24 protein-coding genes, 1 pseudogene and 1 riboswitch are annotated in these 23,351 nt (G+C 72.4%); of the genes and pseudogenes, 17 read left to right on the forward strand and 8 right to left on the reverse strand.

The features are described from left to right. Positions 1-19 precede the first annotated feature (19 nt). A complete protein-coding gene (locus DEIMA_RS05625) occupies positions 20-667 on the reverse strand; it encodes a methionine ABC transporter permease (protein WP_013556266.1) in 648 nt (215 codons plus the stop codon). Then, positions 664-1,626, reverse strand: a complete 963-nt coding sequence (locus tag DEIMA_RS05630) for a methionine ABC transporter ATP-binding protein (protein WP_013556267.1) — start codon at positions 1,624-1,626, stop codon at positions 664-666. Before DEIMA_RS05630 ends, DEIMA_RS05625 begins: the two co-directional genes overlap by 4 nt. A 112-nt stretch (positions 1,627-1,738) precedes the next feature. Next, positions 1,739-1,861, reverse strand: a riboswitch (SAM riboswitch). A gap of 142 nt (positions 1,862-2,003) precedes the next feature. Between DEIMA_RS05630 and DEIMA_RS05635 the strand changes: the two genes are divergently transcribed. Next, positions 2,004-2,681 carry a DUF2259 domain-containing protein gene (locus tag DEIMA_RS05635; RefSeq protein WP_013556268.1) on the forward strand — a complete coding sequence of 226 codons (678 nt, stop codon included), beginning with the start codon at positions 2,004-2,006 and terminating at the stop codon, positions 2,679-2,681. On the opposite strand, the gene DEIMA_RS18620 is transcribed toward DEIMA_RS05635, so the two are convergent. Both DEIMA_RS18620 and DEIMA_RS18940 read right to left on the reverse strand, forming a co-directional pair. Further along, positions 2,665-2,802, reverse strand: coding sequence for a VOC family protein (locus tag DEIMA_RS18620; RefSeq protein WP_245528351.1), 138 nt, complete (start codon positions 2,800-2,802; stop codon positions 2,665-2,667). The two genes, DEIMA_RS05635 and DEIMA_RS18620, sit on opposite strands and share 17 nt — an antisense overlap. An 85-nt stretch (positions 2,803-2,887) precedes the next feature. Then, positions 2,888-3,148: pseudogene (locus DEIMA_RS18940) on the reverse strand (VOC family protein); the annotation flags it as partial. A gap of 59 nt (positions 3,149-3,207) precedes the next feature. Between DEIMA_RS18940 and DEIMA_RS05645 the strand changes: the two are divergent. Together DEIMA_RS05645 and DEIMA_RS05650 are read left to right on the forward strand one after the other, a co-directional pair. After that, entirely contained in the window at positions 3,208-4,788 is a 1,581-nt protein-coding gene (locus DEIMA_RS05645; protein ID WP_013556269.1) for a 3-hydroxyacyl-CoA dehydrogenase, read from the forward strand. Continuing rightward, the gene (locus DEIMA_RS05650) at positions 4,781-5,986 is read left to right on the forward strand and encodes a thiolase family protein (RefSeq protein ID WP_013556270.1); all 1,206 of its coding nucleotides are present in this window, start codon (positions 4,781-4,783) and stop codon (positions 5,984-5,986) included. The genes DEIMA_RS05645 and DEIMA_RS05650 overlap by 8 nt, the downstream gene beginning before the upstream one ends. 50 nt (positions 5,987-6,036) lie before the next feature. On the opposite strand, the gene DEIMA_RS05655 is transcribed toward DEIMA_RS05650, so the two are convergent. The 4 genes from DEIMA_RS05655 to DEIMA_RS05670 are packed head-to-tail and all read right to left on the reverse strand — an operon-like array spanning position 6,037 to position 10,611. Then, positions 6,037-7,482 carry a hypothetical protein gene (locus DEIMA_RS05655; protein ID WP_013556271.1) on the reverse strand — a complete coding sequence of 482 codons (1,446 nt, stop codon included), beginning with the start codon at positions 7,480-7,482 and terminating at the stop codon, positions 6,037-6,039. Between the two features lie 4 nt (positions 7,483-7,486). Beyond that, positions 7,487-8,176, reverse strand: a complete 690-nt coding sequence (locus tag DEIMA_RS05660) for a VWA domain-containing protein (RefSeq protein ID WP_013556272.1) — start codon at positions 8,174-8,176, stop codon at positions 7,487-7,489. 42 nt (positions 8,177-8,218) lie between these two features. After that, positions 8,219-10,348, reverse strand: a complete 2,130-nt coding sequence (locus DEIMA_RS05665; RefSeq protein WP_013556273.1) for a transglycosylase domain-containing protein — start codon at positions 10,346-10,348, stop codon at positions 8,219-8,221. Continuing rightward, the gene (locus tag DEIMA_RS05670; RefSeq protein ID WP_013556274.1) at positions 10,345-10,611 is read right to left on the reverse strand and encodes a hypothetical protein; all 267 of its coding nucleotides are present in this window, start codon (positions 10,609-10,611) and stop codon (positions 10,345-10,347) included. Before DEIMA_RS05670 ends, DEIMA_RS05665 begins: the two co-directional genes overlap by 4 nt. A 122-nt stretch (positions 10,612-10,733) precedes the next feature. Between DEIMA_RS05670 and DEIMA_RS05675 the strand changes: the two genes are divergently transcribed. The 14 genes from DEIMA_RS05675 (at position 10,734) to DEIMA_RS18835 (ending at position 23,313) form a co-directional block, all read left to right on the forward strand. Continuing rightward, on the forward strand, positions 10,734-11,666 hold the full coding sequence (locus tag DEIMA_RS05675) for a histone deacetylase family protein (protein WP_013556275.1): 933 nt from the start codon (positions 10,734-10,736) through the stop codon (positions 11,664-11,666). An 18-nt stretch (positions 11,667-11,684) separates the two neighbouring features. Then, positions 11,685-12,482 carry an alpha/beta fold hydrolase gene (locus DEIMA_RS05680; RefSeq protein ID WP_013556276.1) on the forward strand — a complete coding sequence of 266 codons (798 nt, stop codon included), beginning with the start codon at positions 11,685-11,687 and terminating at the stop codon, positions 12,480-12,482. Between the two features lie 45 nt (positions 12,483-12,527). After that, entirely contained in the window at positions 12,528-14,312 is a 1,785-nt protein-coding gene (locus DEIMA_RS18190) for a sensor domain-containing protein (protein ID WP_013556277.1), read from the forward strand. Next, the gene (locus DEIMA_RS05690; RefSeq protein WP_013556278.1) at positions 14,312-15,409 is read left to right on the forward strand and encodes a DUF4097 family beta strand repeat-containing protein; all 1,098 of its coding nucleotides are present in this window, start codon (positions 14,312-14,314) and stop codon (positions 15,407-15,409) included. Before DEIMA_RS18190 ends, DEIMA_RS05690 begins: the two co-directional genes overlap by 1 nt. Then, positions 15,406-16,038, forward strand: coding sequence for a response regulator (locus tag DEIMA_RS05695; protein ID WP_013556279.1), 633 nt, complete (start codon positions 15,406-15,408; stop codon positions 16,036-16,038). Before DEIMA_RS05690 ends, DEIMA_RS05695 begins: the two co-directional genes overlap by 4 nt. A gap of 26 nt (positions 16,039-16,064) precedes the next feature. Further along, on the forward strand, positions 16,065-16,538 hold the full coding sequence (locus tag DEIMA_RS05700) for a GNAT family N-acetyltransferase (RefSeq protein WP_013556280.1): 474 nt from the start codon (positions 16,065-16,067) through the stop codon (positions 16,536-16,538). Between the two features lie 35 nt (positions 16,539-16,573). Then, a complete protein-coding gene (locus tag DEIMA_RS05705) occupies positions 16,574-16,951 on the forward strand; it encodes a hypothetical protein (RefSeq protein WP_013556281.1) in 378 nt (125 codons plus the stop codon). Positions 16,952-17,017: 66 nt separating this feature from the next. After that, entirely contained in the window at positions 17,018-18,376 is a 1,359-nt protein-coding gene (locus tag DEIMA_RS05710) for a DUF4403 family protein (RefSeq protein WP_013556282.1), read from the forward strand. A 76-nt stretch (positions 18,377-18,452) separates the two neighbouring features. After that, entirely contained in the window at positions 18,453-18,599 is a 147-nt protein-coding gene (locus tag DEIMA_RS18195; RefSeq protein ID WP_169311925.1) for a hypothetical protein, read from the forward strand. Between the two features lie 238 nt (positions 18,600-18,837). Beyond that, positions 18,838-19,269, forward strand: a complete 432-nt coding sequence (locus DEIMA_RS05715) for a thioesterase family protein (RefSeq protein WP_043816495.1) — start codon at positions 18,838-18,840, stop codon at positions 19,267-19,269. A gap of 4 nt (positions 19,270-19,273) precedes the next feature. After that, positions 19,274-19,579 carry an EthD family reductase gene (locus DEIMA_RS05720; RefSeq protein ID WP_013556285.1) on the forward strand — a complete coding sequence of 102 codons (306 nt, stop codon included), beginning with the start codon at positions 19,274-19,276 and terminating at the stop codon, positions 19,577-19,579. A gap of 149 nt (positions 19,580-19,728) precedes the next feature. Beyond that, entirely contained in the window at positions 19,729-21,462 is a 1,734-nt protein-coding gene (locus DEIMA_RS05725; RefSeq protein ID WP_013556286.1) for an NAD-dependent malic enzyme, read from the forward strand. 87 nt (positions 21,463-21,549) lie between these two features. Further along, on the forward strand, positions 21,550-22,545 hold the full coding sequence (mgrA, locus tag DEIMA_RS05730; RefSeq protein WP_013556287.1) for an L-glyceraldehyde 3-phosphate reductase: 996 nt from the start codon (positions 21,550-21,552) through the stop codon (positions 22,543-22,545). 90 nt (positions 22,546-22,635) lie between these two features. Further along, positions 22,636-23,313, forward strand: coding sequence for a hypothetical protein (locus DEIMA_RS18835; protein ID WP_013556288.1), 678 nt, complete (start codon positions 22,636-22,638; stop codon positions 23,311-23,313). The last annotated feature ends 38 nt before the right edge of the window (positions 23,314-23,351 follow it).

Below are 23,351 nucleotides of genomic sequence, written 5' to 3' on the forward strand. Positions count from 1 at the left end.
GAAAGCCGACGTGAGGGTTTCAGCGGTGGTCGATCTTGCGCGCCGTGAGGTCGCCGATCCACTGCACGCCCTGCACGAGGACGAGCAGCACCACGACCGTGGCGATCATGATGTCCGTCTCGAACCGCTGGTAGCCGTAGCGGATGGCGAGGTCGCCGAGGCCGCCGCCGCCGATGGCGCCCGCCATGGCGCTGTAGCCGATCAGGCTCACGAGCATCACCGTGAAGCCGTGCACGAGCGCGGGGCGCGCCTCGGGCAGCAGCACCTTGAACACGACCTGCGCGGTGCTCGCCCCCATCGCGCGCGCCGCTTCGGTCACGCCGGTCGGCACGTCCCGCAGGGCGCCGTCCACGAGGCGCGCCACGAACGGAATGGCAGCGACGGTGAGGGGCACGATCGCGGCGGTGCTGCCGATGCTGGTGCCGGTCAGCAGCCGCGTGAGCGGAATCAGCAGGACCAGCAGGATGATGAACGGGAGGCTGCGTCCGACGTTCACGGCGGCGTCCAGCAGGCGGTGGCTGAACGCGTTCGGCGTGAGGCCGCTGGGCCGCGTGAGGTGCAGCACCACGCCGAGCAGCGTGCCGAGCGCCTGCGCGATCAGGGCGCTGGGCATGACCATCAGCAGCGTTTCCAGGGTACCCTGCCAGAGCAGTTCGGCGAGGCTCACCGGGCACCTCCGGCAAGCGCGGCCGTGCGCGCCACGTGCGCGGTGGGGTCGGGGGCGTGTTCCGGCAGGGCCAGCCAGGCGCTGACGCCCTGCGCGTGCGTGTCCGCTGCGACGACGCGCGCGCCCAACCCCGCGAGGGCCGTGAGGGTGCGGGCGCTCAGGTCCGGCAGCGTCACGTGCGCGAGGCGCTCCCCGGCTTCGACCGTCACGGCGGGCCGGTGCGCGTCCAGCAGCGCGCGCGTGACGGGGTGCTGCGGGGCGTTCAGGACCGCGCGCGCCTCGCCGTGCTCCACGAGTTCGCCGTGGTCCAGTACGGCGACGTGCGTGCACGCGGCGCGCACGACGTCCATCTGGTGCGTGACGATCACGAGCGTCAGGTCCCGTTCGCGCTGCAGGTCCGCGAGCAGCGCGAGGATGCCCGCGCTCGTTTCCGGGTCGAGGGCGCTCGTCGCCTCGTCCGCGAGCAGCAGCTCCGGGTCGGAGGCGAGGGCGCGGGCGATGCCGACGCGCTGCCGCTGCCCGCCGCTCAGCTGCGCCGGGTACCGGCCCGCGTGGTCCGCGAGGCCGACCTGCGCGAGCAGCTCGCGGGCGCGCGCTTCGCGTTTCGCGCGGGGCACGCCGGCGAGTTCCAGTGGCAGCGTGACGTTTGCGAGCGCCGTGCGGCCCGCGAGGAGGTTGAAGTGTTGGAACACCAGGCCGGTGCGGGCCTGCCGCGCGCGGCGCTCGGCGCCGCTGAGCGCCTGGAGGTCCACGCCGTTGACGCGCAGCGTGCCGCTCGTGGGCGCTTCGAGGCCGCTGATGAGGCGCACCAGGGTGCTCTTGCCGGCGCCGCTGCGGCCGATGATGCCGGTGCGGCTGCCGCGGGGGACGCTGAGCGTGAGGTCACGCAGGGCCGGGGTGGTCTGGGCCGGGTACGTTTTCGTGACGTGCTGGAAGTCCAGCGCAGGGGAGTGGGACACGCGCGGGCGTCCTCCTTTCCGGTGAGGTGATGCGTCCGGGAGGGGAGGACAACGAAAACGTCCCCTCCCGAGGGTGTCGGAGAAGGGGACGTGCATAGTGCGTGGGACCCTTCCCTTATCGGTCCCGCCGCTGGGCCATCGTTGGCGCGGTCGGGCTGGAGAGCACCGTGCCGTGATGAGGGCCGGTTGCTGCGACGGTCACTGGGCCAGATCCCTGTGTCGCTCTGGATAAGAGGTGTGGCTCGCGCCATGGGCGCGAACGATGAGAAGAATAGGGGAGATGTCCACATCATGAAGTGACGCGATACACAGTTGTGCCAGGGCGCAACGCCGTTGCGCGTCAGCCGCGCTTCATCCAAGCGGCGTACCTTCGCCCCATGCGCGCCCTTCTGCCCCTGATCCTGACTGCCCTGCTCGGCACCGCGAGCGCCGCGAACGTCCCCGAGATCCTCCAGGCGGGCTTCAGCCCGGACGGCCGCCACCACCTGCTCCTCACGGCGTACGTGCAGGACGGCAGCGGTTTGCCCACCGCCACGCTGCAGGTCACGGACGTCCGCGCGAACACCATCCTGCTGCGTGCAGAACTCACCACGCGCGAAGGCGCCAGCGCCCGCACGGTCGCGCAGCAGCTCATGACCGCCCAGCGGGCAGCGCTGACCCGCTACGGCCTCACGCGGCCCCTCACGGGCCGGCGCCTCTTCCTCAAGACCTTCCGCGCGCCCGTGCCGTGGCCGCAGCCTCAGGCGCTGGAAACCCTCACGGCCGCCGGATGGACGCTCGCCCTGCGTACCTACCCCGTCCCGAACGCCTGCGATGACCGTGCGGGCCGGGGCCTCCTGCCCGCCACCCTCACCCCGTCGGGCCTGAGCCTGCGCGTGAACGGCGTGGACCTCCAGCATGACGCGCGCCTGCCCCGCAGCCGCGCGTGCGCCGCGCAGTACCGCCTGGAGACGGCGTGGGTGTACGGCCGGAACCTCGCCGTGGTCGTGCGCGCCTACACCCCCGGCTTCGAGGGGCCGGACGTGACGCCGCTCGTCATTACCGGGCGGCGGTGAGGTCCGGTCGCCGCACGCCCAGGCCCTGCACCAGCCGCAGCACGTACCCGTCCGGGTCCAGCACCACGAACTGCCGGCTCCCGACCTCCTCGTCCGCCCGCCGGTACCAGCGGTCCTCCATCGGCAGCAGAATCCGCGCGCTCGCGCGCGTACACGGCGTGCACGTCCGGCACGGTAACCGACAGGTTCATGCCGCGCCCGTACGGCGGCGTCGGTTCAGCGGCGAGCAGCGTCCGCTCGGGCCGCGTGGGCTCCTCCAGCATCAACGCCGCGGTGCCCAGAGTGAGGTACGCGAAGCGCTCCTCCGGGCTGTCGTAGCGCACCTGGAAGCCGATCACCCGGGTGTAAAAGGCGACGCTGCGCGGGAAGTCGCTGACGTACAGTTCGGGCAGAAGGGCAGGTTCGGTCATGGGGCCTCCGTGGGTGTACGGAGCGTAGCGGACGCCGCTGGTGGCGCCATCCGCCATTGCGCGCAGGAGCGGACCTCCCGCCCCGCCTAACGAGCGTTTGGTATGCTGCGGTCGCCATGACCACCACCCCTTCCGCCCCGCTCGGCGTGATCGGCGCGGGCACCATGGGCGCCGGCATCGCCGAACTCGCCCTCGCCCACGGCCACCCCGTCACCCTCACGGACGTGAGCGCCGCGCAACTCGACCGCGCCCGTGCCAGCATCACCGCCAGCCTCCGTAAACTCCACGAACGCGGCAAACTGACCGGCACGCCCGAAGACGCCCTCGCGCGCCTCACGGTCAGCACCGACCTCGCCGCGCACGCCACCAGCCGCATCATCATCGAAGCCGCCCCGGAACGCCTCGACCTGAAACGCACCCTGTTCGGGCAACTCGACGACGTCGCCCCGAACGCCATCCTGGCCACCAACACCAGCACCCTGCTCGTGAGCGCCATCGCCGGCACCGTCCGCGACCCCTCCCGCGTTGTCGGCATGCACTTCTTCAACCCCGCGCCGCGCATGCCGCTCGTGGAAGTCATCGTCGGCGCCGACACCAGCGACGCCGCCGTGCAGGCCGTCACGGACCTCGCCCGCGCGCTCGGCAAGACGCCCATCCGCTGTCAGGACACCCCCGGCTTCATCGTGAACCGCGTCGCCCGCCCGTACTACGGCGAGGCGCTCCGCCTCCACGCCGAACAGGTCGGCGACCACGCCGCCCTCGACCGCATCCTGCGCGGCGCCGGCTTCCGCATGGGCCCCTTCGAACTGATGGACCTGATCGGCCTCGACATCAACTACGCCGCCACCGTCAGCGTCTTCGAAGCGTACTTCGGCGACCCCAAATACCGCCCGCACCCCACGCAGGCCCGCCTCGTCGGCGCGGGCCGCCTGGGCCGCAAGACCGGGCGGGGCTTCTACGACTACCGCCACGAAACCCAACCGGACGCGGCGCCGACCCGGACCGCCGAGCCGGTCCCCGCGCCGAACGTCCGCGTCGCCTTCCACGGCAACGCCCGCATCCGCCCGCTCATCGAGGCGGCCCTCGCCGCGTACCCCCGCGCGAGCCTCGCGGACGCCGACTGGATCATCGACTGCGGCGAAAGTCTGGAACGCCGCGAACGCCTGTGCGAACTGCGCCCCCGCGGGAACATCCTCACGCTTGCGTACCCCGGCAGCGCCACCGCTCTCGCCGCCCGCATGCCGTACCCGGAGCGCGTCGCGGCGTTCAGCGTCACGCCGCCCCTCACGGAAGAGACCCTCTGGGAGGTCATGCCCGCCCTGCAGGCCCCCGCCGTCGCGGACGCCGCCCTCGCCCTCCTGCGCGGCGCGGGCCTGAACGCCGTGAAGGTCGGCGAAACGCCCGGCGGCGTCGCCGCGCGCACGATCGCCATGCTCGCCAACGAAGCCATCAGCGCCCTCGCGGAAGGCGTCGCGGACGCGCAGACCATCGACACCGCCATGCGCCTCGGCACCAACTACCCGCGCGGCCCGCTCGCGTGGGCGGACCTGCTCGGCCTGCGCGCCGTCCTCGGCATCCTCGAAGGGCTGCATCATGAGACGGGCGACGACCGCTACCGCCCGCACCCGCACCTGCGCCGCCTCGCCCTCGCCGGCCGCACCACCATCCACCCCCAACAGGAGCCCACCCATGCCTGAAGCCGTCATCGTCTCCGCCGTCCGCACGCCCATCGGGAAGTACGCCGGCGCCCTCAGCGGCGTCCGCCCCGACGACCTCGCCGCCCTCGTCCTCCGCGAAGCGCTGAACCGCGCCGGCGGCATCCCCGCCGAGCACATCGAGGACGTGTACCTCGGCAACGCCAACGGCGCCGGCGAGGAGAACCGCAACGTCGCCCGCATGGCCGCGCTGCTCGCCGGCCTGCCCGTGACCGTGCCCGGCTCCACCGTGAACCGCCTGTGCGGCAGCGGCCTCGACGCCATCAACTTCGCCGCGAAAAGCATCCTGGCCGGCGAGGGCGACGTGTACCTCGCCGGCGGCGTGGAAAGCATGAGCCGCGCGCCGTACGTCATGCCCAAACCCGACCGCGCGTTCAAGAACGGCAACTTCGTCACGTACGACACCACGCTCGGCTGGCGCTTCGTGAACCCCCGCATGCAGGAACTGCACGGCACCGACGCGATGGGCGAAACCGCCGAGAACCTCGCCGAGCAGTTCGGCATCACCCGCGAGGAGCAGGACGCATTCGCGCTGCGCAGCCACCAGAAGGCCGTCGCCGCGTGGGACGCCGGCCAGTACGACGCCGAAATCCTGCCCGTCGAGGTGCCCGGCAAGAAAGGCCCCACCGTTGTGAGCCGCGACGAGGGCCCCCGCGCCGACACGACGCCCGACGCGCTCGCGAAACTCAAGCCCGCGTTCCGCAAGGGCGGCAGCGTCACCGCCGGCAACAGCAGCAGCCTGAACGACGGCGCCGCCGCGCTCGCCATCACCAGCCGCGCGTACGCCGAAGCGCACGGCCTCAAGCCCCGCGCCGTCATCCGCAGCTTCGCCGTCGCAGGCGTCGAGCCGCGCATCATGGGCATCGGCCCCGCGCCCGCCACCCGCAAGGCCCTCGTGCGCGCCGGCCTCACCCTGGACGACCTGCACACCATCGAGCTGAACGAGGCGTTCGCCGCGCAGGTCCTCGCGGTCACGCGCGACCTCGGCCTCGACCCCCTCGACCCACGCCTGAACCCGGGCGGCGGCTCCATCGCCATCGGCCACCCGCTCGGCTGCAGCGGCGCGCGCCTCATGACCACCCTGCTGAACACCCTGGAACGCACGGACGGACAGTTCGGCCTCGTCACCATGTGCATCGGCGTCGGGCAGGGCATCGCGACCGTCATCGAACGCGTCTGAACCTCAGGGCAAAGGGGGCGCCGGGCTCGGCGCCCCCTTTCGTGGTGCGCTCAGGAGCGCAGCTCGCCGCCCCGCACCCACCCCGTCAGGCCCCGCCGGGGCTTCGGGTGCCGGGCCTGCAGCACCTGCTCCGCGAACGCCTCCAGCGACGCCTGCAGGTGCTGCGCGTCCTGCACGATGCGCCCCCCGAGCGTCTGCACGTGCGCGTCGCGCTCCTGCTCCCAGTGGCTCAGCACCCGCTCGTTCAGGCGCGCGTGGTCCGGGCTGGTCACGTCGCGCGGCGGTGCGAGGCGCGCGCGCTCCTCTTCCAGGTACTTCACCAGGTCGGTGGTGCGCGCCGCCTCGGTGAACTGCTGCCCGAGCTTCAACTGCGCGACGCGCGCCGCGAGCCGCTCGCGTTCCAGCACCGTTCGCGCGCGCTCCCGGCCCTGCAGCAGCGACGCGCCCACCGCCATGCTCACGAGTGCGAGCGTGAACGCCAGCAGCGACCAGTGCTGCGGCACGCCCGCCGCGCCTGCGTCGCTGCTGAGGTCCGTGAGCTGCCCCTGCTGCGCGGCGTTCGCGGCGATCTCCTGCGTGACGCGCAGAATGCCGTCCCAGTTCAGGTACCCCTCCACGCCCAAGTACAGGGCGCTCACCAGCACGATGCCGGTCACGTACGTCCACGGGCGCGCCATGCCGGGCGTGCGCTGCGCGAGCTTCGCGCGGTACGCCAGCTCATCCACCAGCCACAGCAGCAGCACGCTGAACATCACGCCCGCCGCGAGCGCAATGAGCGTCAGGTACAGCCGCGACTCCGGGTTGAACAGCAGGTTGATGCTCACGCCACTGAGCAGCCCCACAAAAAACTTGCTGAACACCGCGAACGCGTTGAACACGCGTTTGCTGCCGCTGCGCTGCTCCGGCGGGCGGATCGGGTGCCCCTCCTGCGCGAGCTGCCCGAGCGCGAGCTGCTGGTAGAACGCCTCTGCGTCGCGCGTGTCGGGCGTCGCGCCGTACAACGTGATCATCTCGAACCGCTGCCGTTTCGCGTGTTCGATGGCGTCGCTGGCCGCCGCGTACTCGCGCTCCACGCTGCTGCTCGCCGCGTTCATGAACTGAAGGTGCTCCTGCTGCCGCGCCCACGCGTCGCGCACGCCCACGCCCGTCTCCGCGAGGATGCGGTTGAGCGTCTGCTGCGTCGTGTGGTGGTGCACGCGGTACTGCTCGACGTTCAGGCGCAGCAGGCGCGCGCGCGTGGTGAGGACGCTGCGCGCCGCCTCGTCCGGGATGAGCGGCAGCTGCCCGGTCAGGTCGTCCAGCAACGCCGAGAAGTGCGTCGGCGCGAGGACCGGCATGAACTGCGCCGCGTCGAGCGCGTCCGGGACGGGCAGCGCCGCCTCGTACCGCTGCGCGTGCACGGCAACGTCGTCCACCGTGTCCGGGGTCGGCGCGGGCGTCGGCCGCTCAGGCGCGTCCGCGTGGTTGAAAGCGTCGTCGGGCGGGGCGCTCGTCATCCGGTCACCGCCGCGCCTTTTTCACGAGGGTGTTGAAGGTCGGGTACACGTTCGCGAGGTCGTACGCGCCGGACGTGAGCACGCGCGCGTCCTTGCCGGCACCCCCGAGCGCCTTCATGAACGTGTCCCGGACGGAGTCGCCGCTCCGGTCCTTCTCGGGGCTGAGGCCCGCCAGGAACACCTGCCGGGTGCTCGGGACGCGCAGCACACCGCCGAGCGCGCCCGGCAGGCCCGCGCGGCGCGCGTCATCCGTGACCGCGCCGTCCGTGAACAGGACGACCACGCCGCCCACCTTCGGCGTGCGCGCGAGCGCCGCGCGGGCCTGCTCGAGCGCGCCCGTGATGGCGCTGCCCTTCGTCGTGCACGGCTGCGTGAGCGCCTCCGTGTAGCGCAGGATGTCGCTTCTGGTCATGCGCGCGCCGTTCTTGGACTGGAACGCGAAGTCCGCGATGGTCTGCACGCCGCTGCACACGCGCAGCAGCGTCACGGTGTCGCCGGACCGTACCTGGTTGAGCAGGACGCTCTGCGCGAGCAGCTTCGCCTGCTTCGCGTACCCGTACGCCGGGTTGTGGCTGCTGCCGGTCATGTCGGCGGCCAGCACGAAGTGCAGCGGGGGCGTAGACAGGCCGAGCAGCGTCGACGCGCTCGCGGGAACGGACAGAACAGACAGGGTCGAGAGCAGCAGGGGGAACATGAACGTCATCTCCTTGAGGGCCGGGTCAGGACGCGCGCGGCGTCAGGGACGCGCGGGCGGGGGCGGATTGGTGAGGGTCACGCCGGGCGCAGGCAGGGCCACGCCGCCGCGCACCGTCACGTCGGCGGGCACGGGCAGCGCCCGGCGAGCGTGCGGCAGCTCCCGCAGGAGGCCGACCTCGCGGCACGCCGTCTGCTCGCGGTACATCTGCGTGGGGACGCTCGTGACGCCGTTCGGGTCGCCGACCCACACGCTCATCGCGTACTGCGGCGTGACCGCCGCGCACCACGTGTCGTGCACGTCGTCGGTCGTGCCGGACTTCGCGCCGAGCGGCACCGCCTGCCCCAACAGCCGCTGCCGCAGCGACGGCCGCAGGAACGGCACGTGCCCGTACCGCTCGCTCACGGCGCCCTGCAGCAAGTTGAAGGTCTCGTACGCGACCCCCTCGCTCCACAGCGGCTGGCAGTCCCGGCGCGGCAAGGCGATGGGCCGCCCGCGCCGGTTGTACGCCTCGGCGATCAGGTGCGGCGCGCAGTACGCCCCGCCGTTCGCGAAACTCGCGTACGCCGCCGCGACCGTCAGCGGCGCCGCGTGGTACGTGCCCAGCGCGGGGCTCGCGCGGTTCGACAGGTCCTCGCGGTACCCGACGCTGCCCAGCACGCGCCGCAGGTCCTGCTCGCGCTCCAGGCTGGTGCGCACCGCGACAGTGTTCAGGCTGCGGGCGTTCGCTTCGCGGACCGTGACGTCGCGGTGCAGGAACGCGCCGTCGTTGTTGTGGATGGCGAGCGCCCCGTAGCGCGTGGGCGCGTCCGGGAAGGTGCTGAGCTGCGTGAGGCCCTGCCCGAACGCCACGGCGTACAGCAGCGGCTTCACGGTGCTCGCCACGGGCCGCTGCCCGACGACCGCCCACTGCCGGCCCAGGTCGCTGCTGAGCGCGCCGCCCGTGCTGCTCGCGACCGCGACGATGCCGCCGCCGCGCACGTCCACGATGGCCGCGCCCTCCGCGATCCCGACCGGCCGGGCGCCCGTGACGCCCTCACCGCGCACCCGCCGCGTGAGGGCCGCCTGCGTCGCCGCGTCGATGGTGAGGACCACGCGTCCCACGCCGCGCGGGTCGACGCCGCCCGCGCGCAATTCGCGCCGCACGAGCGTCTGCAGGGCCCAGGCGGGCTCCGGTTCGTTCGTGTAATCCGGGTTGCGCCGCGCCGCCACGACGCGCCGGTCCGGGCCGGTCCCGGCATACTCCACCTGCCACAGGCGCGGCTGCAGCGGCGCGGAGGCCGCCTCCGTGTACGCCGCTTCGGAAATCAGGCCGCGCGCGCGCAGCACCCGGAGCGTCACCAGCTGCTGCGTCCGCATCCAGCGGAAGCGCGCCGTCGCCGTTTCCGGCGGCGTGTCCTCGCCCACCAGGTACCGCCCGGGGGCGGGCAGCAGCCCCACCAGAAAGGCGCTCTGTGCGAGCGTCAGGTCCGCCGGGTCCACGCCGAACATCGTGCGCGCCGCGTCGTACACGCCCTTGCGCTGCCCGATGCCCAGCCACGGGAGGTTGTTCACGCTCATGGCCAGCACCGCGTCCCGCCCGTACCGCGCGGTCACGAGCGGCGCGAGCACCAGCTCGGTGGCCTTGCGGGTCAGCACCAGCAGCGGCCCGCGCCGGCCCGTGTCGTAGTCGAACTGCCCGGCGAGCACGCTGTTCTTCAGGAGCTGCTGCGTGATGGTGCTGCCGCCCGCGCCGCGCAGCAGCGCCCGCGGCAGCCGCCCCACGTCCACGCCCCGGTGACTGAAGAACCGCACGTCCTCCTTCGCCACGTACGCCAGCAGGAACGCCCGCGACACCGCCCGCAGGGGCACGCTCAGCGACTCGCGGCACGGCACGGCGTTCGGGACGCCCCCCTCGTTGCAGTGATCGATCAGGCCCAGCGGCGCGCCCGCGTGATCCTGCACCTCGATGGGCAGCAGCTCGTCCTGCAGGTGCCACGCGCGCGTCAGCGCGCCGGTCGAGAGCGCTCCGCCGAACCCGAGGCCCAGCGTGCCCAGCGTCAGCGCGCCCACGCCCGCCAGTGCGGCGCGCAGCCTCCGCGCCCACGTCCACGGCGCGCGGCCGTGCAGGAACGGCGAGCGCGGCCACGGGTTGCGCCAGCGGCCCAGCGCCCCACGCAGCGTGGACCTCATCGGGCGGCGGCGTCCACGCCCGTCGCGGCCGACTGGAACTGCGCGTCCTGCCACAACAGCTCCACCAGGCCCGTTCCGCCGACGAGCAGCACGACCACGGCGCCCAGCACCGCCAACGCCGTGACAGCCGTCGCCCACGCCGAGCGCGGGGTGCGCACGCGCGGACGCTCACGCGGGACGTTCGGTTTGGGCACGGTGGGGGGCGTGGCGGGGAGGCTCGGCAGTCCCGACGAATACGGCCGGGGCTTACGGACGAAACTCATGCCCAAAGTCTATGGGCGATGCATGAGACGAACGACCAACTTTTGCATGAGCGCCACAAGCGCGCCGGCACCCCACGCCCTTCATGCAGCGCCCACGCGGGCACTGGCGGCGAAGCCCGCCCATGCGGAAAAGTAGAAGGTACGTGACCCCACACCCCTACCGCGCCTACACCCCCTTCCGTCAGCTGACCGGCGCGGCCGAGCAGCCCCGGCGGCAGTTCATGCCGCGCGAAACGTACCTCGACATGCTCGCGGCCGCCGAGGCGCTCCTGCCGCTCCTGGACGCCCCGGAACTCGACTGGGCCGACGCTCGGCGCGTCCACGACGCCGCGTACCTCACCCGCTGGCGACGCGGCGACGTCACGCGCGACGAGGAACGCCAGATGGGCTTCCGCTGGTCCCCGGACATCATCACGCGCGGCCTCCTGTCGAGCGGCGCGACCCTCGCCGCCACCCACGACGCCCGGCGCACCGGGTGGGGCGTGAACTTCGGCGGCGGCACGCACCACGCGTACCGCGACCATGCAGAGGGCTTCAGCTTCCTGAATGACGTCGTCATCAGCGCCGCGCGCGCCCTCGCGGACGGCTGGGCCACGCGCGTCCTGATCCTCGACCTCGACGTGCACCAGGGCAACGGCACCGCCGCCATGCTCGCGGGCGAACCGCGCGCGTTCACGCTGAGCGTCCACGCGGAACGCAACTACCCCTTCCGCAAGGAACGCAGCACCCTCGACCTCGCCCTGCCCGACGGCACCGACGACGCGGCGTACCTGCGCGTCCTGCACGAGGCGGCCTTGCCGGCCGCGGCGGCGTTCACGCCGGACCTGCTCTTCTACCTCGCGGGCGCGGACGTCCTCGCCGGCGACCAGCTCGGCCGGCTCGCCCTCAGCGAAGCGGGCCTGTACGCCCGCGACCACGCAGTGTTCACGTGGGCGCGCGGCCTCGGCGTTCCGCTCGTGACCGTCATGGCCGGCGGGTACAACCACGACGCCGCCCTGAACGCCCGCGCGCGCCTCGGCACGCTCCGCGCGGGCCTGAGCGTGTACGCCCCCTGAGCGCGGTACAGTCGCGGCATGCACGTCAACGGTCTGCACCTGCACGTCCACGAGGCGGGGCGCGGCGAGCCCCTGGTCCTGCTGCACGGCCTCGGCAGCAACGTCACCGCGCTCGCACCGGACATCGAGCACTTCGCGCGTACGCACCGCGTCATCGCACTCGACAGCCGCGGGCACGGCCGCTCCGACCGGCCCGCGCACTACACGCTCCAGGACCACATCGACGACGTCGTGGGCGTCCTCGACGCGCTGCACCTCGACCGGGTCGCGCTGATGGGCAGCAGCATGGGCAGTTACGTCGCGCAGGGCGTCGCCACGCAGCACCCGCACCGCGTGGGCCGCCTGATGCTCGTCACGCCGAAAGCGCACGGGCAGACCTCGTCGAGTGCGCGCTTCCTCGCGGCGCACGCCGCGGAACTCGCGGGGCGCACCCCGGAGCAGATCAGCGCGTTCCTGCTCGACCACCTGTTCGCGCCCACCACGCCCGCCTCCGTCCGCGAGGCGGCGCGCGCCTTCGCCGCTGAGCAGGCCCGCGCGGGCCTGACGCTCACGCCCGAACAGCAGCTCGCCGCGAACCGCGCTCTCGAAGGCTTCGACTTCCGCGCAGCCCTGCCGCGCGTGACGGCGCGCACCCTCGTCCTCAGTGGCCGGCACGACCCGCTCAACACCGTCGCCGACGGCGAGGAAGTCGCGCGGCTGATCCCGAACGCGACATTCATGGTGCTGGAGCGCGCCGGGCACCTTCCCGCCCTGGAGGACGCCGCGCACCTGCACACGCTCGTGGACGCCTTCCTGGCGGGCCGCGAGGGCGCGTAACTTTCGGAGGACGCTCCAGCCCGCCCCGGGCCGTACGGTGTCACCATGACGGCCATGACTTCCGCTCCGCCCCGCGCGCCCCGCGGCCTGTTCGGCGAACTGCTCGACGGGCGCACGTACGCGAACTTCCTGTACCTGCTGCTGGCCATGCCGCTCGGCGCGCTGTACTGGCTCCTGCTACTCGCCGGCATCGGCACCGGCGTGGGCCTGCTCGTCGTGCTGGTCGGCGTGGGCGTGCTGCTCGGCACGCTCGCCCTGATTGTCGGCGCCGCCGACCTCGAACGCGCCCTCGCGGTCCTGCTGGGCCTGGACCTGCGCCGTCCGCAACGCCCGCGCAGCAGCGGCGGCCTGCTCGGCTGGGTCCGCGCCACGCTCAGCGACCTGTGCACGTACAAGGCCTTGCTGTTCCTCGCCCTGAAATTCCCCCTCGGCATCGTGAGCTTCACGGTGCTCGCCGTGCTCGGCAGCATGGCGGTCGGGCTCATGAGCGTGCCGTTCCTGGCCCTCAACCCCGACGCGCCCGTGTTCTACCAAAACGAGTTCGGCGTGCAGGCGGCCCTTACCCCCGTCGGCGGCGTGGCCCTGTTCATCGCGGGCTTCCTGATGCTGGTCCTGAGTGCCAGCGTCATGAACCTGATGGCGCGCGGCTGGGCGTGGCTCGCGTACGCCCTGCTCGGCGACTTCACCGAAGGGCAGAGCGTGCAGCGCGAGGTGCTGGCCCTGCGCCGCACCACCCGCGCGCTCAACGTCAGCGGCGACCTCGCCGCGACCCTCGCGGACGTGACCGCGCAGGCCCGCGAGGGCAGCGGCGCCACCAGCACGCTCGTGACTGTCACGGACGGCCCGAACGCGTGGCGTCTGGGCGGCGCGAGCGGCGTCCCGGACGACTTCGCCCGCACCCTCGCGGCCCTCACGCCCGCGCTCGGCTTTCCCGGCGCCGCGCAGGCCGGGCACGCGCAGCTCATCACGCGTCCCGCCACGCTGTGGCGCGCCCACCCTGACCTGCGGGACCTGCACCCGCACCTGCATGGCATGCCGGACGGCACCCTCGTGACCCTCCCTGTGGTCACGAACGGCGAACTGGTCGGGGAACTGCACGCCCTGTACGCCCCCGACGCGCCGCCCAGCGCCCGGCAGCTCGCGTTCCTCGCCAGCATGGCCGACGGCGCCGCCACCGCCGTCACCACTGCCCGCCTCGTGGAGCGCGCCACCGCCGCCGCCGGCGCGCAGGAACGCGCCCGCCTCGCCCGCGAACTGCACGACAGCGTCGCCCAGGCGCTGTACGGCATCACGCTCGGCGCGAAAACCGCCCGCGCGCAACTGGACCGCGACCCGCAGAAGGCCCGCGAGAGCCTGGACTACACCATCCGCCTCGCCGAAGGCGGCACCGGCGAAATGAAGGCGCTGCTGTTCAGCCTCCGACCGGACGCGCTCGACGAGGGCGGCCTCGCGGCGGCGCTCGCGCAGACCGCGCACGCCCTGCACGCCCGCTACAACCTGCACGTCACCACCGACCTGAACGCGGAACCGGACCTCACGCCCGCCCGCAAGGCCGCGCTGTACCGCATCGCGCAGGAAGCCCTGCACAACGCCGTGAAACACGCCCGCGCGACCGGCGTGCAGGTCACGCTGCTGCCCGACGGTGACGCGTGGGTGCTGCGGGTCCACGACGACGGCCGCGGCTTCGACCCGAACGCCGTGAGCGGCGGCACCCTTGGCCTCAAGAGCATGCGCGAACGCGCCCGCGACATCGGCGCGATCCTCACGGTGGACAGCGCCCCTGACGCCGGCACCACCATCACCCTTACCGTCCCGCAGGAGGTCCAGTAATGTTGCCCACCCGCCCCACCCCGTACCCGTTCGGCGCGGCGTTCGCGCGCATCGGCATCAGCGCGGCGCTCATCGTCGCCTGCACTGGCCTGGCCGCCCTGACCCTCAGCACGGAACGCGTGCCCGGCCTGCGCGTCGTCACGACGCCCGTGAACGTGCCCCTCGGTCAGGCGAAACGCGCCACCCTCGACGTGAACGCCACCGGCGCGAACCTCGTGCTGAACACGTCCGGCGAGCTCGGCGCGGGCGACCTGCTCACGGGCGGCGTTCGCCGCCGCGCCCACAGCGCCCTCAGCGTGAGCGCGAAGCCGGACGGCGACACCCTCGGCGCGCGGATCAACCTGACGGTCCCGCCGCGCGCGCCGAACATCGTCGTGTTCGGCTTCAGCAGCAGCGTCCAGCACGCCCTGCGCGCCACGCTCTCCCGCGCCGTCCCCACCTCGCTCACCACCACCACCACCTGGGGTGACCAGGCGCTCAACCTCACCCAGACGCGCCTGAACAGCCTGCGGGCGCAGACGGAGTCCGGCGACCTGGCCGTTACGCTTCCCGCCGCCCGCACCGGCGACGCGCACGTGCGCAGCAGCAGCGGCGACGTCAGCCTCAGCGCCGCCAGCACCCCCACCCGCACCGCCCTGGAGGTCCGCACGAACAGCGGCGACCTGCACGCCACCCTCGGCGGCCCCACCGACGCGACCCTCACCACCGCCAGCGGCGACCTGACCGTGGGCGCCCGCGCCGACACGCGCGGTACCCTGAAGGCGCAGACCGGCAGCGGCGACCTGAACGTCCGCATCGCCGGCCGGGCCCGCACCACCTTCAGCACCAGCAGCGGCGACCTCAGCGTCAACGTCCAGCCCGGCACGCGCGGCACCCTCGCGGCCCGCACCGGCAGCGGAAGCCTGACCGTCACGGTGCCTGCCGGCACCCGCCTGCGCATCACCGCCCGCACCCGCCTCGGCGACCTGAACCTCCCGCGCGGCCTCGTCGCCCGCGGCGACACGTACACCACGCCCGGCGGGAACGCCGACCTCACCCTCACCCTTGATGCCGGCATCGGCGACATTGAGGTGCGCACCACCGGAGGTGCCCAATGACTGTTCGCGTGCTGCTCGTCGACGACCACGACGTCGTCCGGACCGGCCTGAAGATGTACCTCGCCCTCGACCCGGACCTCGACATCGTCGGCGAAGCCGCCAACGGCCAGGAAGCCGTGGAGCAGGTGGCGGCCCTCGCGCCGGACGTGGTCGTCATGGACATCCTGATGCCCGTCATGGACGGCATCACCGCCACCCGCCAGATTCGCGCGCAGTTCCCGGACACCGAGGTGCTCGCGCTCACCAGCGCCCTCGAAGAACACAAGGTGAACGGCGCCATTGACGCGGGCGCCGTCGGATACCTCCTCAAGGACGCCACCAGCGACACCCTCACCGAGGCCATCCACGCCGCCGCGCGCGGCGAGGTGCGCCTGCACCCGGAAGCCGCGCGGCGCCTCGTGCGCGACTTCCGCTCGCCGGACATGCGCGAGCACCTCACGCCCAAGGAAGTCCTCACGCTGCAGCTGATCGCGCGCGGCCACGCGAACCGCGAGATCGCGCAGGAACTCGGCATTACCGAGGCGACCGTGAAAACGCACGTGTCGCGGCTGCTCGGGAAGCTCGGCCTGACCAGCCGCACGCAGGCGGCCCTCTACGCCCTGAAGGCCGGCCTCGCGCACCTCGACTAAGAAACGAGGCGTGCTTGAATGAACGCATGACGCTCACGGTACGGCCCGCGCGGCCCGAGGACGCCCCCTTCCTGGCGGGCCTCGCGCCGCGTTTCACGGCGTTCGGCCTGCCCGCGTGGCGGGACGAGGCGGCGGTGCGCGCGTCCATGGAGCGCGCCCTTGCCCTGGCCGTCACGCCCCCGGCAGACGGCGCGTGCCTGATCGTGCAGGACGAGCGCGGCGAGCCGCTCGGGTTCGTCACGCTCGCCACCGACGCGGAACTGTTCACGGACGAACCCGAGGCGTACCTCGCGAACCTCGCGGTCACGGCAGGCGCCGAGGGGCGCGGCGCAGCGGACGCGCTACTGGACGCCGCCGAAGCATGGGCGCGCGCGCGCGGCCTGCCGCGCCTCACGCTGAACGTCTTCGCGGGCAACGCGCGCGCCCGGGCGCTGTACGCGCGCCGCGGCTTCCATGAAGACTCCCTGAAGCTGGTGCGCGTCCTCACGGGCGACCTGTGACCCCCCTGTAAGACGCCACCGGGTATCACTGAAGCATGCTGCGCCTTCCGGGGTGGTGGGCGCCCCCACTGATGACTGCGATCCTGATCGCGGCGTCCCTGGCGTTGGCCGTCTCAGGCGGCCACGCGCTCCCGGCCCCCGCGCCCCTGCTGCTGCTGTGGCTGACGCTCCCCGCACTGCTCACCGCGCTGTGGTCCACCCTGGCCGCCCGCGACGGCATTGTCCACTGCCGCCTGGTCGGCCTGTGGGCCGCGAGCCTGATCATCGGCGCCTGGAGCGCCCTGCTGCTCCTGATGCCCACCCCCGACACCCGCCTCGCCCTGAGCCTCCACCCACTCGTCGCCACCATCCTCACCATCCCCACGTACCTGCTCGCCTGGGGCCTCGCGGACAGCGTCTCCCCGCGCCGCTGACCGCCATGAGCGCCGGTCAGGTGACGCTCATCCGGCGCGCGCGGCCCGCGCAGTATCCGTAAAGGTATGCCGCGCGCCCTCCCGTCCGCCCTGGTCCTCACCGCCACGCTGTTCGCCGCGCCTGTGAACGCCGCCACCGCCGCGCCCACCCCGTCCACGGTCACGCTCCCCATCCGCGTGCCCCTCGCGGGCCTCGCGCGCGCCCTGGACGCCCGCGCGCCGCAGGTCATTGCGGACATCGACCAGCCTGGACCGCTCGGGCTGACGCTCACCGGGCAGATCGCGCGCGCCGGTGCCCTCACCATCACCCGCGACGCGGACGCGCTGCGCGTGACCCTGCCGGTCACAGCGCGCGTCCGCGCCAGCCTGGGCGGCGCCGCGCAGCAGGACTTTGCGGGCGCGGCGAGCGTCACGGTGCGCGTCACCCCGTACCTGCACGAGGACTGGACGGCGGGGGTGCGCGCCAGCGCCGACTACACCTGGACGGACCCGCTCGCCTTCGAGGTGCTCGGCGCGCGCATCAGCGTCGCCAGCCTCGTGGACGCGCAGGTGCGCACGCAGCTCGCGCGCGTCACCGCGCAGCTCGAGCAGGAGGTGGCGCGGCAGGCGGACGCCCGCGCGCGCGTGGGCGCGCTGTGGGCGAAGCTCGCGCAGCCGTGGCGCCTGCCCACCCCGGAGCCCGCGTTCGCGCGCGTGAAGCCGCTGTCGCTGAGCGCCACGCCGTTCACCTTCACGGACGACGCCGCGCGCGTGACGGTCAGCGCCACGTTCGGCGCGGAAGCGCAACTCGGCACGCCCCCCACAACCGTGACCCCCACGCCCCTCCCGAGCCTCAAGCTGGCCGCCGCGCCACGCCCGGGCGTGCACCTGACCGTCCCGGTGCGCCTCCCGTACGCGAACCTCTCAGACGCGATGACGCGCGCCATCCAGCGCCGCGAGTTCCGCGCGAACGGCGTGCTCAGCCCGACCGTGCGGGTCACGCGGGTGGACGTCACGCCGCAGGGCGCGCGCCTGAACGCCGCCGCGCGCGTGAACGTCCGCCTCGGCCCGCTGAACGTGAACGCCACCGTGGACGTCAGCGGCACGCCGAAACTGGACGCGCAGGGCCGCGTGCTGACCCTCGCGGACGTACGCGTCCGCACCCGCCCGGACGGCGTGACGCAGCGCGTCGTCGGCTGGCTCGCGGACGCGCGCGTGCAGGCGTTCCTGCGCGAGAGCGCGCGCGTGGACCTCGCGCCGTACTTGGACCGCGCGCTGCAGGACGTGCGCGCGCGCCTGCCCCTCAAGCCCGCGCAGGGCATCACCCTGGCGGGCCGCGTGGACGCGCTGCGCCTCACGGATCTGGACGTCACGCCCGGTGGCGTGGTCCTCACGAGCCGCGTCGACGGGGACCTGGACGCCACCGTGGAGGTCCCGGGCCGCTAACCGGAACCCACCGCCGGGAGCGCACGCACCTGCCGGCGTGAGCGAGCCTCTGCATCGCCACGCTTGGGCCCATACGGTGGACCGTTTCGTGGTTCTGGTGTCGAGTGTGGCCGGGATCGCCACCGCCCTGTCCGGCCTTGTGTTCGCGCTGCGGCGCGCGTGGTTCGCGCACGGGCTGCCCGAGGCGGTCGGGTATGGCGGGAGCGCGCTCCTGCTGCTGTAGAGCGCCCAGGGGTCCGTTACCACCATGAGCCGTTGTACCGAGGTCAGGGTGGCCTGAACGTGCGTGACGCCCTGCGGCAAAAGGATCAGGCGCTGGGGGTCGGTTCGGTCTTCTGGCTGGCGGGCGCGTTGCGGCGCAGCGCGGCGGCAGTGTTGAGTGGACTGGTCCGGGGACCCTGCCTGGTTTGGCGGCGCCCACCCCGCGCCCCGAACAAGTGTTTGTTATGCTGCGGGCGCTCATGCGACCCATCCCCGACGCCTTCACCCAGACGCTCACCGTAACCGTCACCGACGACATGACCGTCCACTTCGAGGAACTCGGACGCCTACACCCCGTGTACGCCACGTACTGGATGGCCAAACACTTCGAGGAAGCCGGACGGAAGATTATCCTGCCGTACCTCGAAGACGGCGAACAGGGCATCGGGCACGCCGTGAACGTCACCCACACCGCCAGCGCCCTGCCCGGCATGACCGTCACCGTCACCGCCACCCTCGACCGCGTTGAGGGCCGCCGCGTGTACGTGAACGTCCGCGCCGTCAACGAACTCGGCGATGACATCGGTCACGGCACCACCACCCAGGTCATCGCCCCGCAGGCCCGCCTCGACGCCGGCTTCGCCGACCTCGCCGCGCGCTGGCACGCGCACCAGACCACCCACCAGAGGTAACGCCATGCACCAGTTCATCGCCCTGTACCGCCAGCCCGACGACGAAGCCGCGTTCATGAAGCACTACACCGAAGTGCACACGCCACTCGTGCAGAAGATCCCCGGCCTGCAGAGCCTGCAGGTCACCCGGCTGGAACGCAACCCCATGGGCGGCGCCCCGGAGTTCTTCCTGATGGCCGTCATGACCTACCCCGACGCCGACACCTTCAAGGCCGCCATGAACTCGCCCGAGAATGCCGCCGCCGGCAAAGACCTCATGGGGTTTGCGGCGGGAACCGTCACCCTTATGACCGGCCGGACCCTCCGGTAACACCAGGGCGAACGAAAGTGGCCGGGGCGCAGGCGCCCCGGCCACTTTCGTTCGCTTCCTGAACTCAACGCGTGCCCGCCACGCCCGCGCCGCGCACATGGCTGCACTTGGTGTACCCACCACACCACCCCCGCAGGTATCCTGACGACGTGCCGAGGGTTTCCCGCTACTACGACGTCAAACGCGACCACGAGGGCAAACGCTACCTCGAAGTGAACGTGACCGGCTTCTCGCTCCTGCACCTCCCCCTGCTCAACAAGAGCACCGGCTTCACCCCCGAGGAACGCCGCCTGCTCGGCCTGGAAGGCCTCGTGCCCCCCCACATGAGCACCCTGGAGGAACAGAAGGAGCGCACGTACCGCCGCTACCGCCTGCAACCCACCGACCTGGAACGCCACGTGTACCTGCGCAACCTGCAGGACCGCAACGAGGTGCTGTTCTACGCCATGCTCGAGGATCACCTCGAGGAGATGCTGCCCATCCTTTACACCCCCACCGTCGGCGAGGCCGTGCGCGTCTTCAGCGACATCTACCGCTACCCGCGCGGCTTCACGGTCAGCACCGAGGACATCGACCGCGTCGAGGACGCCCTCGACAACGTCCCCCTCGACGACGTGCGCATGATCGTCGCTACCGATAGCAGCGCCATCCTCGGCATCGGCGATCAGGGGTTCGGCGGCATGGCCATCAGCATCGGCAAACTCAGCCTGTACACCGTCGCGGGCGGCGTCGGCCCCGACAAGACCCTGCCGGTCGAGCTCGACGTCGGCACCGACCGACAGGACCTCATCGACGACCCGCTGTACCTCGGCGTGCACCACCGCCGCCTCACTGGCGAAGCGTACGACGAATTCCTCGACCGCTTCGTGGAAGCCGTCGCTGCCCGCTACCCCAAGGCGATCATCCAGTGGGAGGACTTCGCGCGCGGCACCGCCTTCAAGGTGCTGGAACGCTACCGCAAGGTCATCCCCAGCTTCAACGACGACATCCAGGGCACCGGCGCCATGGCCCTCGCGGGCCTCATGAACGCTGCGCGCCTCAAAGGCGAAGCGTTCACGAACCAGGTGTTCGTGGTCGTCGGCGCTGGCGCCGGCGGCATTGGCGTCGCCTGGGCGATCCGCCAGGGCCTCGTGCACGCCGGCATGAGCGCCGCCGAGGCGGCCGCGCGCGTGTACGTCGTGGACCGCCAGGGCCTCCTCATGCACGGTCAGAGCCTCGAAGCGCACCAGGAGCCCTTCGCGAAACACCCGGACGCGCTCGCGGATTGGACGTATGCCGGCGAGGCCCCCACCCTGCTGGAAACCATCCAGAACGCCCGCGCCACCGCCCTGCTCGGTCTGAGCGGCGTGTCCGGCCTGTTCACGCAGCCGATCATCACGGCCCTCCTGCAGCACACACCCCGCCCCGTGGTGTTCCCGCTCAGCAACCCCACCAGCAACGTCGAGGTGCTGCCCGAGGAGGTGGTGCGCTGGACGGACGGTCAGGCGATCATCGCGTCCGGCAGCCCCTTCGCGGACATCCACCACGGCGACGCGGTCGTGCCGGTCGGGCAGGGCAACAACGCGTTCATCTTCCCGGGTCTGGGTTTCGGCGCCGTCATCAGCGGCGCACGCGAAATCACCGACGGCATGGTCATGGAAGCCGCCCGCACCCTCGCGGACGTCACGGACGTGTCCGGTGGGCGCGTGTACCCGCCCATCCGCGACCTGCGCGAGGTGAGCATCCAGGTGGCCGTGCGCGTCGCGCGCCAGGCGATCCGCGAGGGCGTCGCTGCGGAACGCCGCGTCCGCAACCTCACGGACGATGAACTGCTGGCGTTCGTGCGCCGCCGCTTCTGGACGCCGAAGTACCTCCCGTACCGCAAAGCGCCCGACGCGCGCTGAACCTGCACGTCGACAGCTGGGGTGGCCTGCGCAGGCCACCCCGGTTCTCTGTTACAACATAAAACGATTCAACTTCAGGAGGACCCCATGACGACGTACCGCGCCCACGAAGACCGCTACGACCACATGACCTACCAACGCACCGGCCGCAGCGGCGTGCACCTCCCCGCCATCTCCCTCGGCCTGTGGCACAACTTCGGCGGCGTCGACCGCCTCGAAAACGCCCGTGCCATGGTGCACCGCGCCTTCGACCTCGGCATCACCCACTTCGACCTCGCCAACAACTACGGCCCGCCCCCCGGCAGCGCCGAAGAAACCTTCGGGCGCCTCCTCGCCGGCGACCTCCGCCCGTACCGCGACGAGCTGATCATCAGCAGCAAAGCCGGGTACACCATGTGGAACGGCCCGTACGGCGACTGGGGCTCCCGCAAATACCTCATCGCCAGCCTCGACCAGAGCCTGCGGCGCATGGGCCTCGACTACGTCGACGTCTTTTACCACCACCGCCCCGACCCCAACACCCCCCTCGAAGAAACCATGGGCGCCCTCGACCACATCGTCCGCAGCGGCCGCGCCCTGTACGTCGGCCTCAGCAACTACTCCCCCGAAGGCACCCGCGAAGCCGCGCGCATCCTCCGCGACCTCGGCACGCCCTGCCTGATTCACCAGCCCAGCTACAGCATGATGAACCGCCACGTCGAACGCGGCCTGCTCGACGTGCTCCGCGAGGAAGGCATCGGCAGCATCGTCTTCTCCCCGCTGCAGCAGGGCCTCCTCACCGACAAGTACCTGCGCGGCATCCCCGAGGACTCCCGCGCCGCGCAGACCACCAGCCCCTTCCTGCGCCCCGAACAGGTCACCGACGACTACCTTGCCCGCGCGCGGCAGCTCAACGCCCTCGCGCAGGAACGCGGCCAGACGCTCGCGCAGATGGCCCTCGCGTGGGTACTGCGCCGCCCGGAAGTCACGTCCGCCCTCATCGGCGCGAGCCGTCCCGAACAGATCGACGACGCCGTCGGCGCCCTGAACCACCGCGAATTCAGCCACGACGAACTCACGCGGATCGACACCATCCTCGGCTGAACCCACGCGCGCCGCCCAGCTGCAGGGGCGGCGCGCAACCGTAACGAAACCGCAAGCCCGCCCGCCCGGCGCGCCCCGTACGCTGCGCGCATGACCGACCCCCAAAGCGGCCTGCGGTTCGCCGTGTACCTCTGCCCTCCCGCCCACGACCCGTACTACCAGCTCGGCACGGCCCTGCTCGGGTACGACGTCCGCGCCGGGCGCCCCGTGCCCCTCCCGGACTTCCTTCGCCCCGAATGGCAGACCGAAGCCGGGCCGTACGGCCTGCACCTCACCCTCGTCGAAGGGTTCTACACCACCGACGACCACTGGGACGCCATCGAACGCGAAACCGAAGCGTGCGTCGCGTGCCTCCACCCCGCCGCCACCCTCGCGCTCACCAACGGCCACGTGGAGTCCTGGGACGACGGCGAGGTGCTCGCGCACGTCTTCGAACCGTCCCGCGACCTGCTCGTCCTGCACACGCTGCTGCTCGCGCGCCTCAGCCCCCACGCCACCCGCGCCCCATTCGACGAACGCGCCCCCCGCCCACCCCACGAAGCCGCGCGCCTCCGGCTGCTGCGCACCCCCCGCGGCCTCGACACCTGGCAGCCGCACTTCACGCTCGTGCAACCCCACACCGGCCCCGACGCCGAACCCCTCCGCCAGCACCTGCAGCACCTCGTCGCGCCGTACGCGCACCAGACGCACGACCGCGTCGCCCTGTTCCGCAAGGACGACGGCGCCACGCAGTGGCGCGTCGCCCGCGAGTACCCCCTGCAGCGCTGAGCACTCAGCCGCCCGCGCCGCCCGGACGGTACACTGTC

It is taken from the genome of Deinococcus maricopensis DSM 21211, assembly GCF_000186385.1.
Lineage (GTDB): Bacteria > Deinococcota > Deinococci > Deinococcales > Deinococcaceae > Deinococcus_B > Deinococcus_B maricopensis.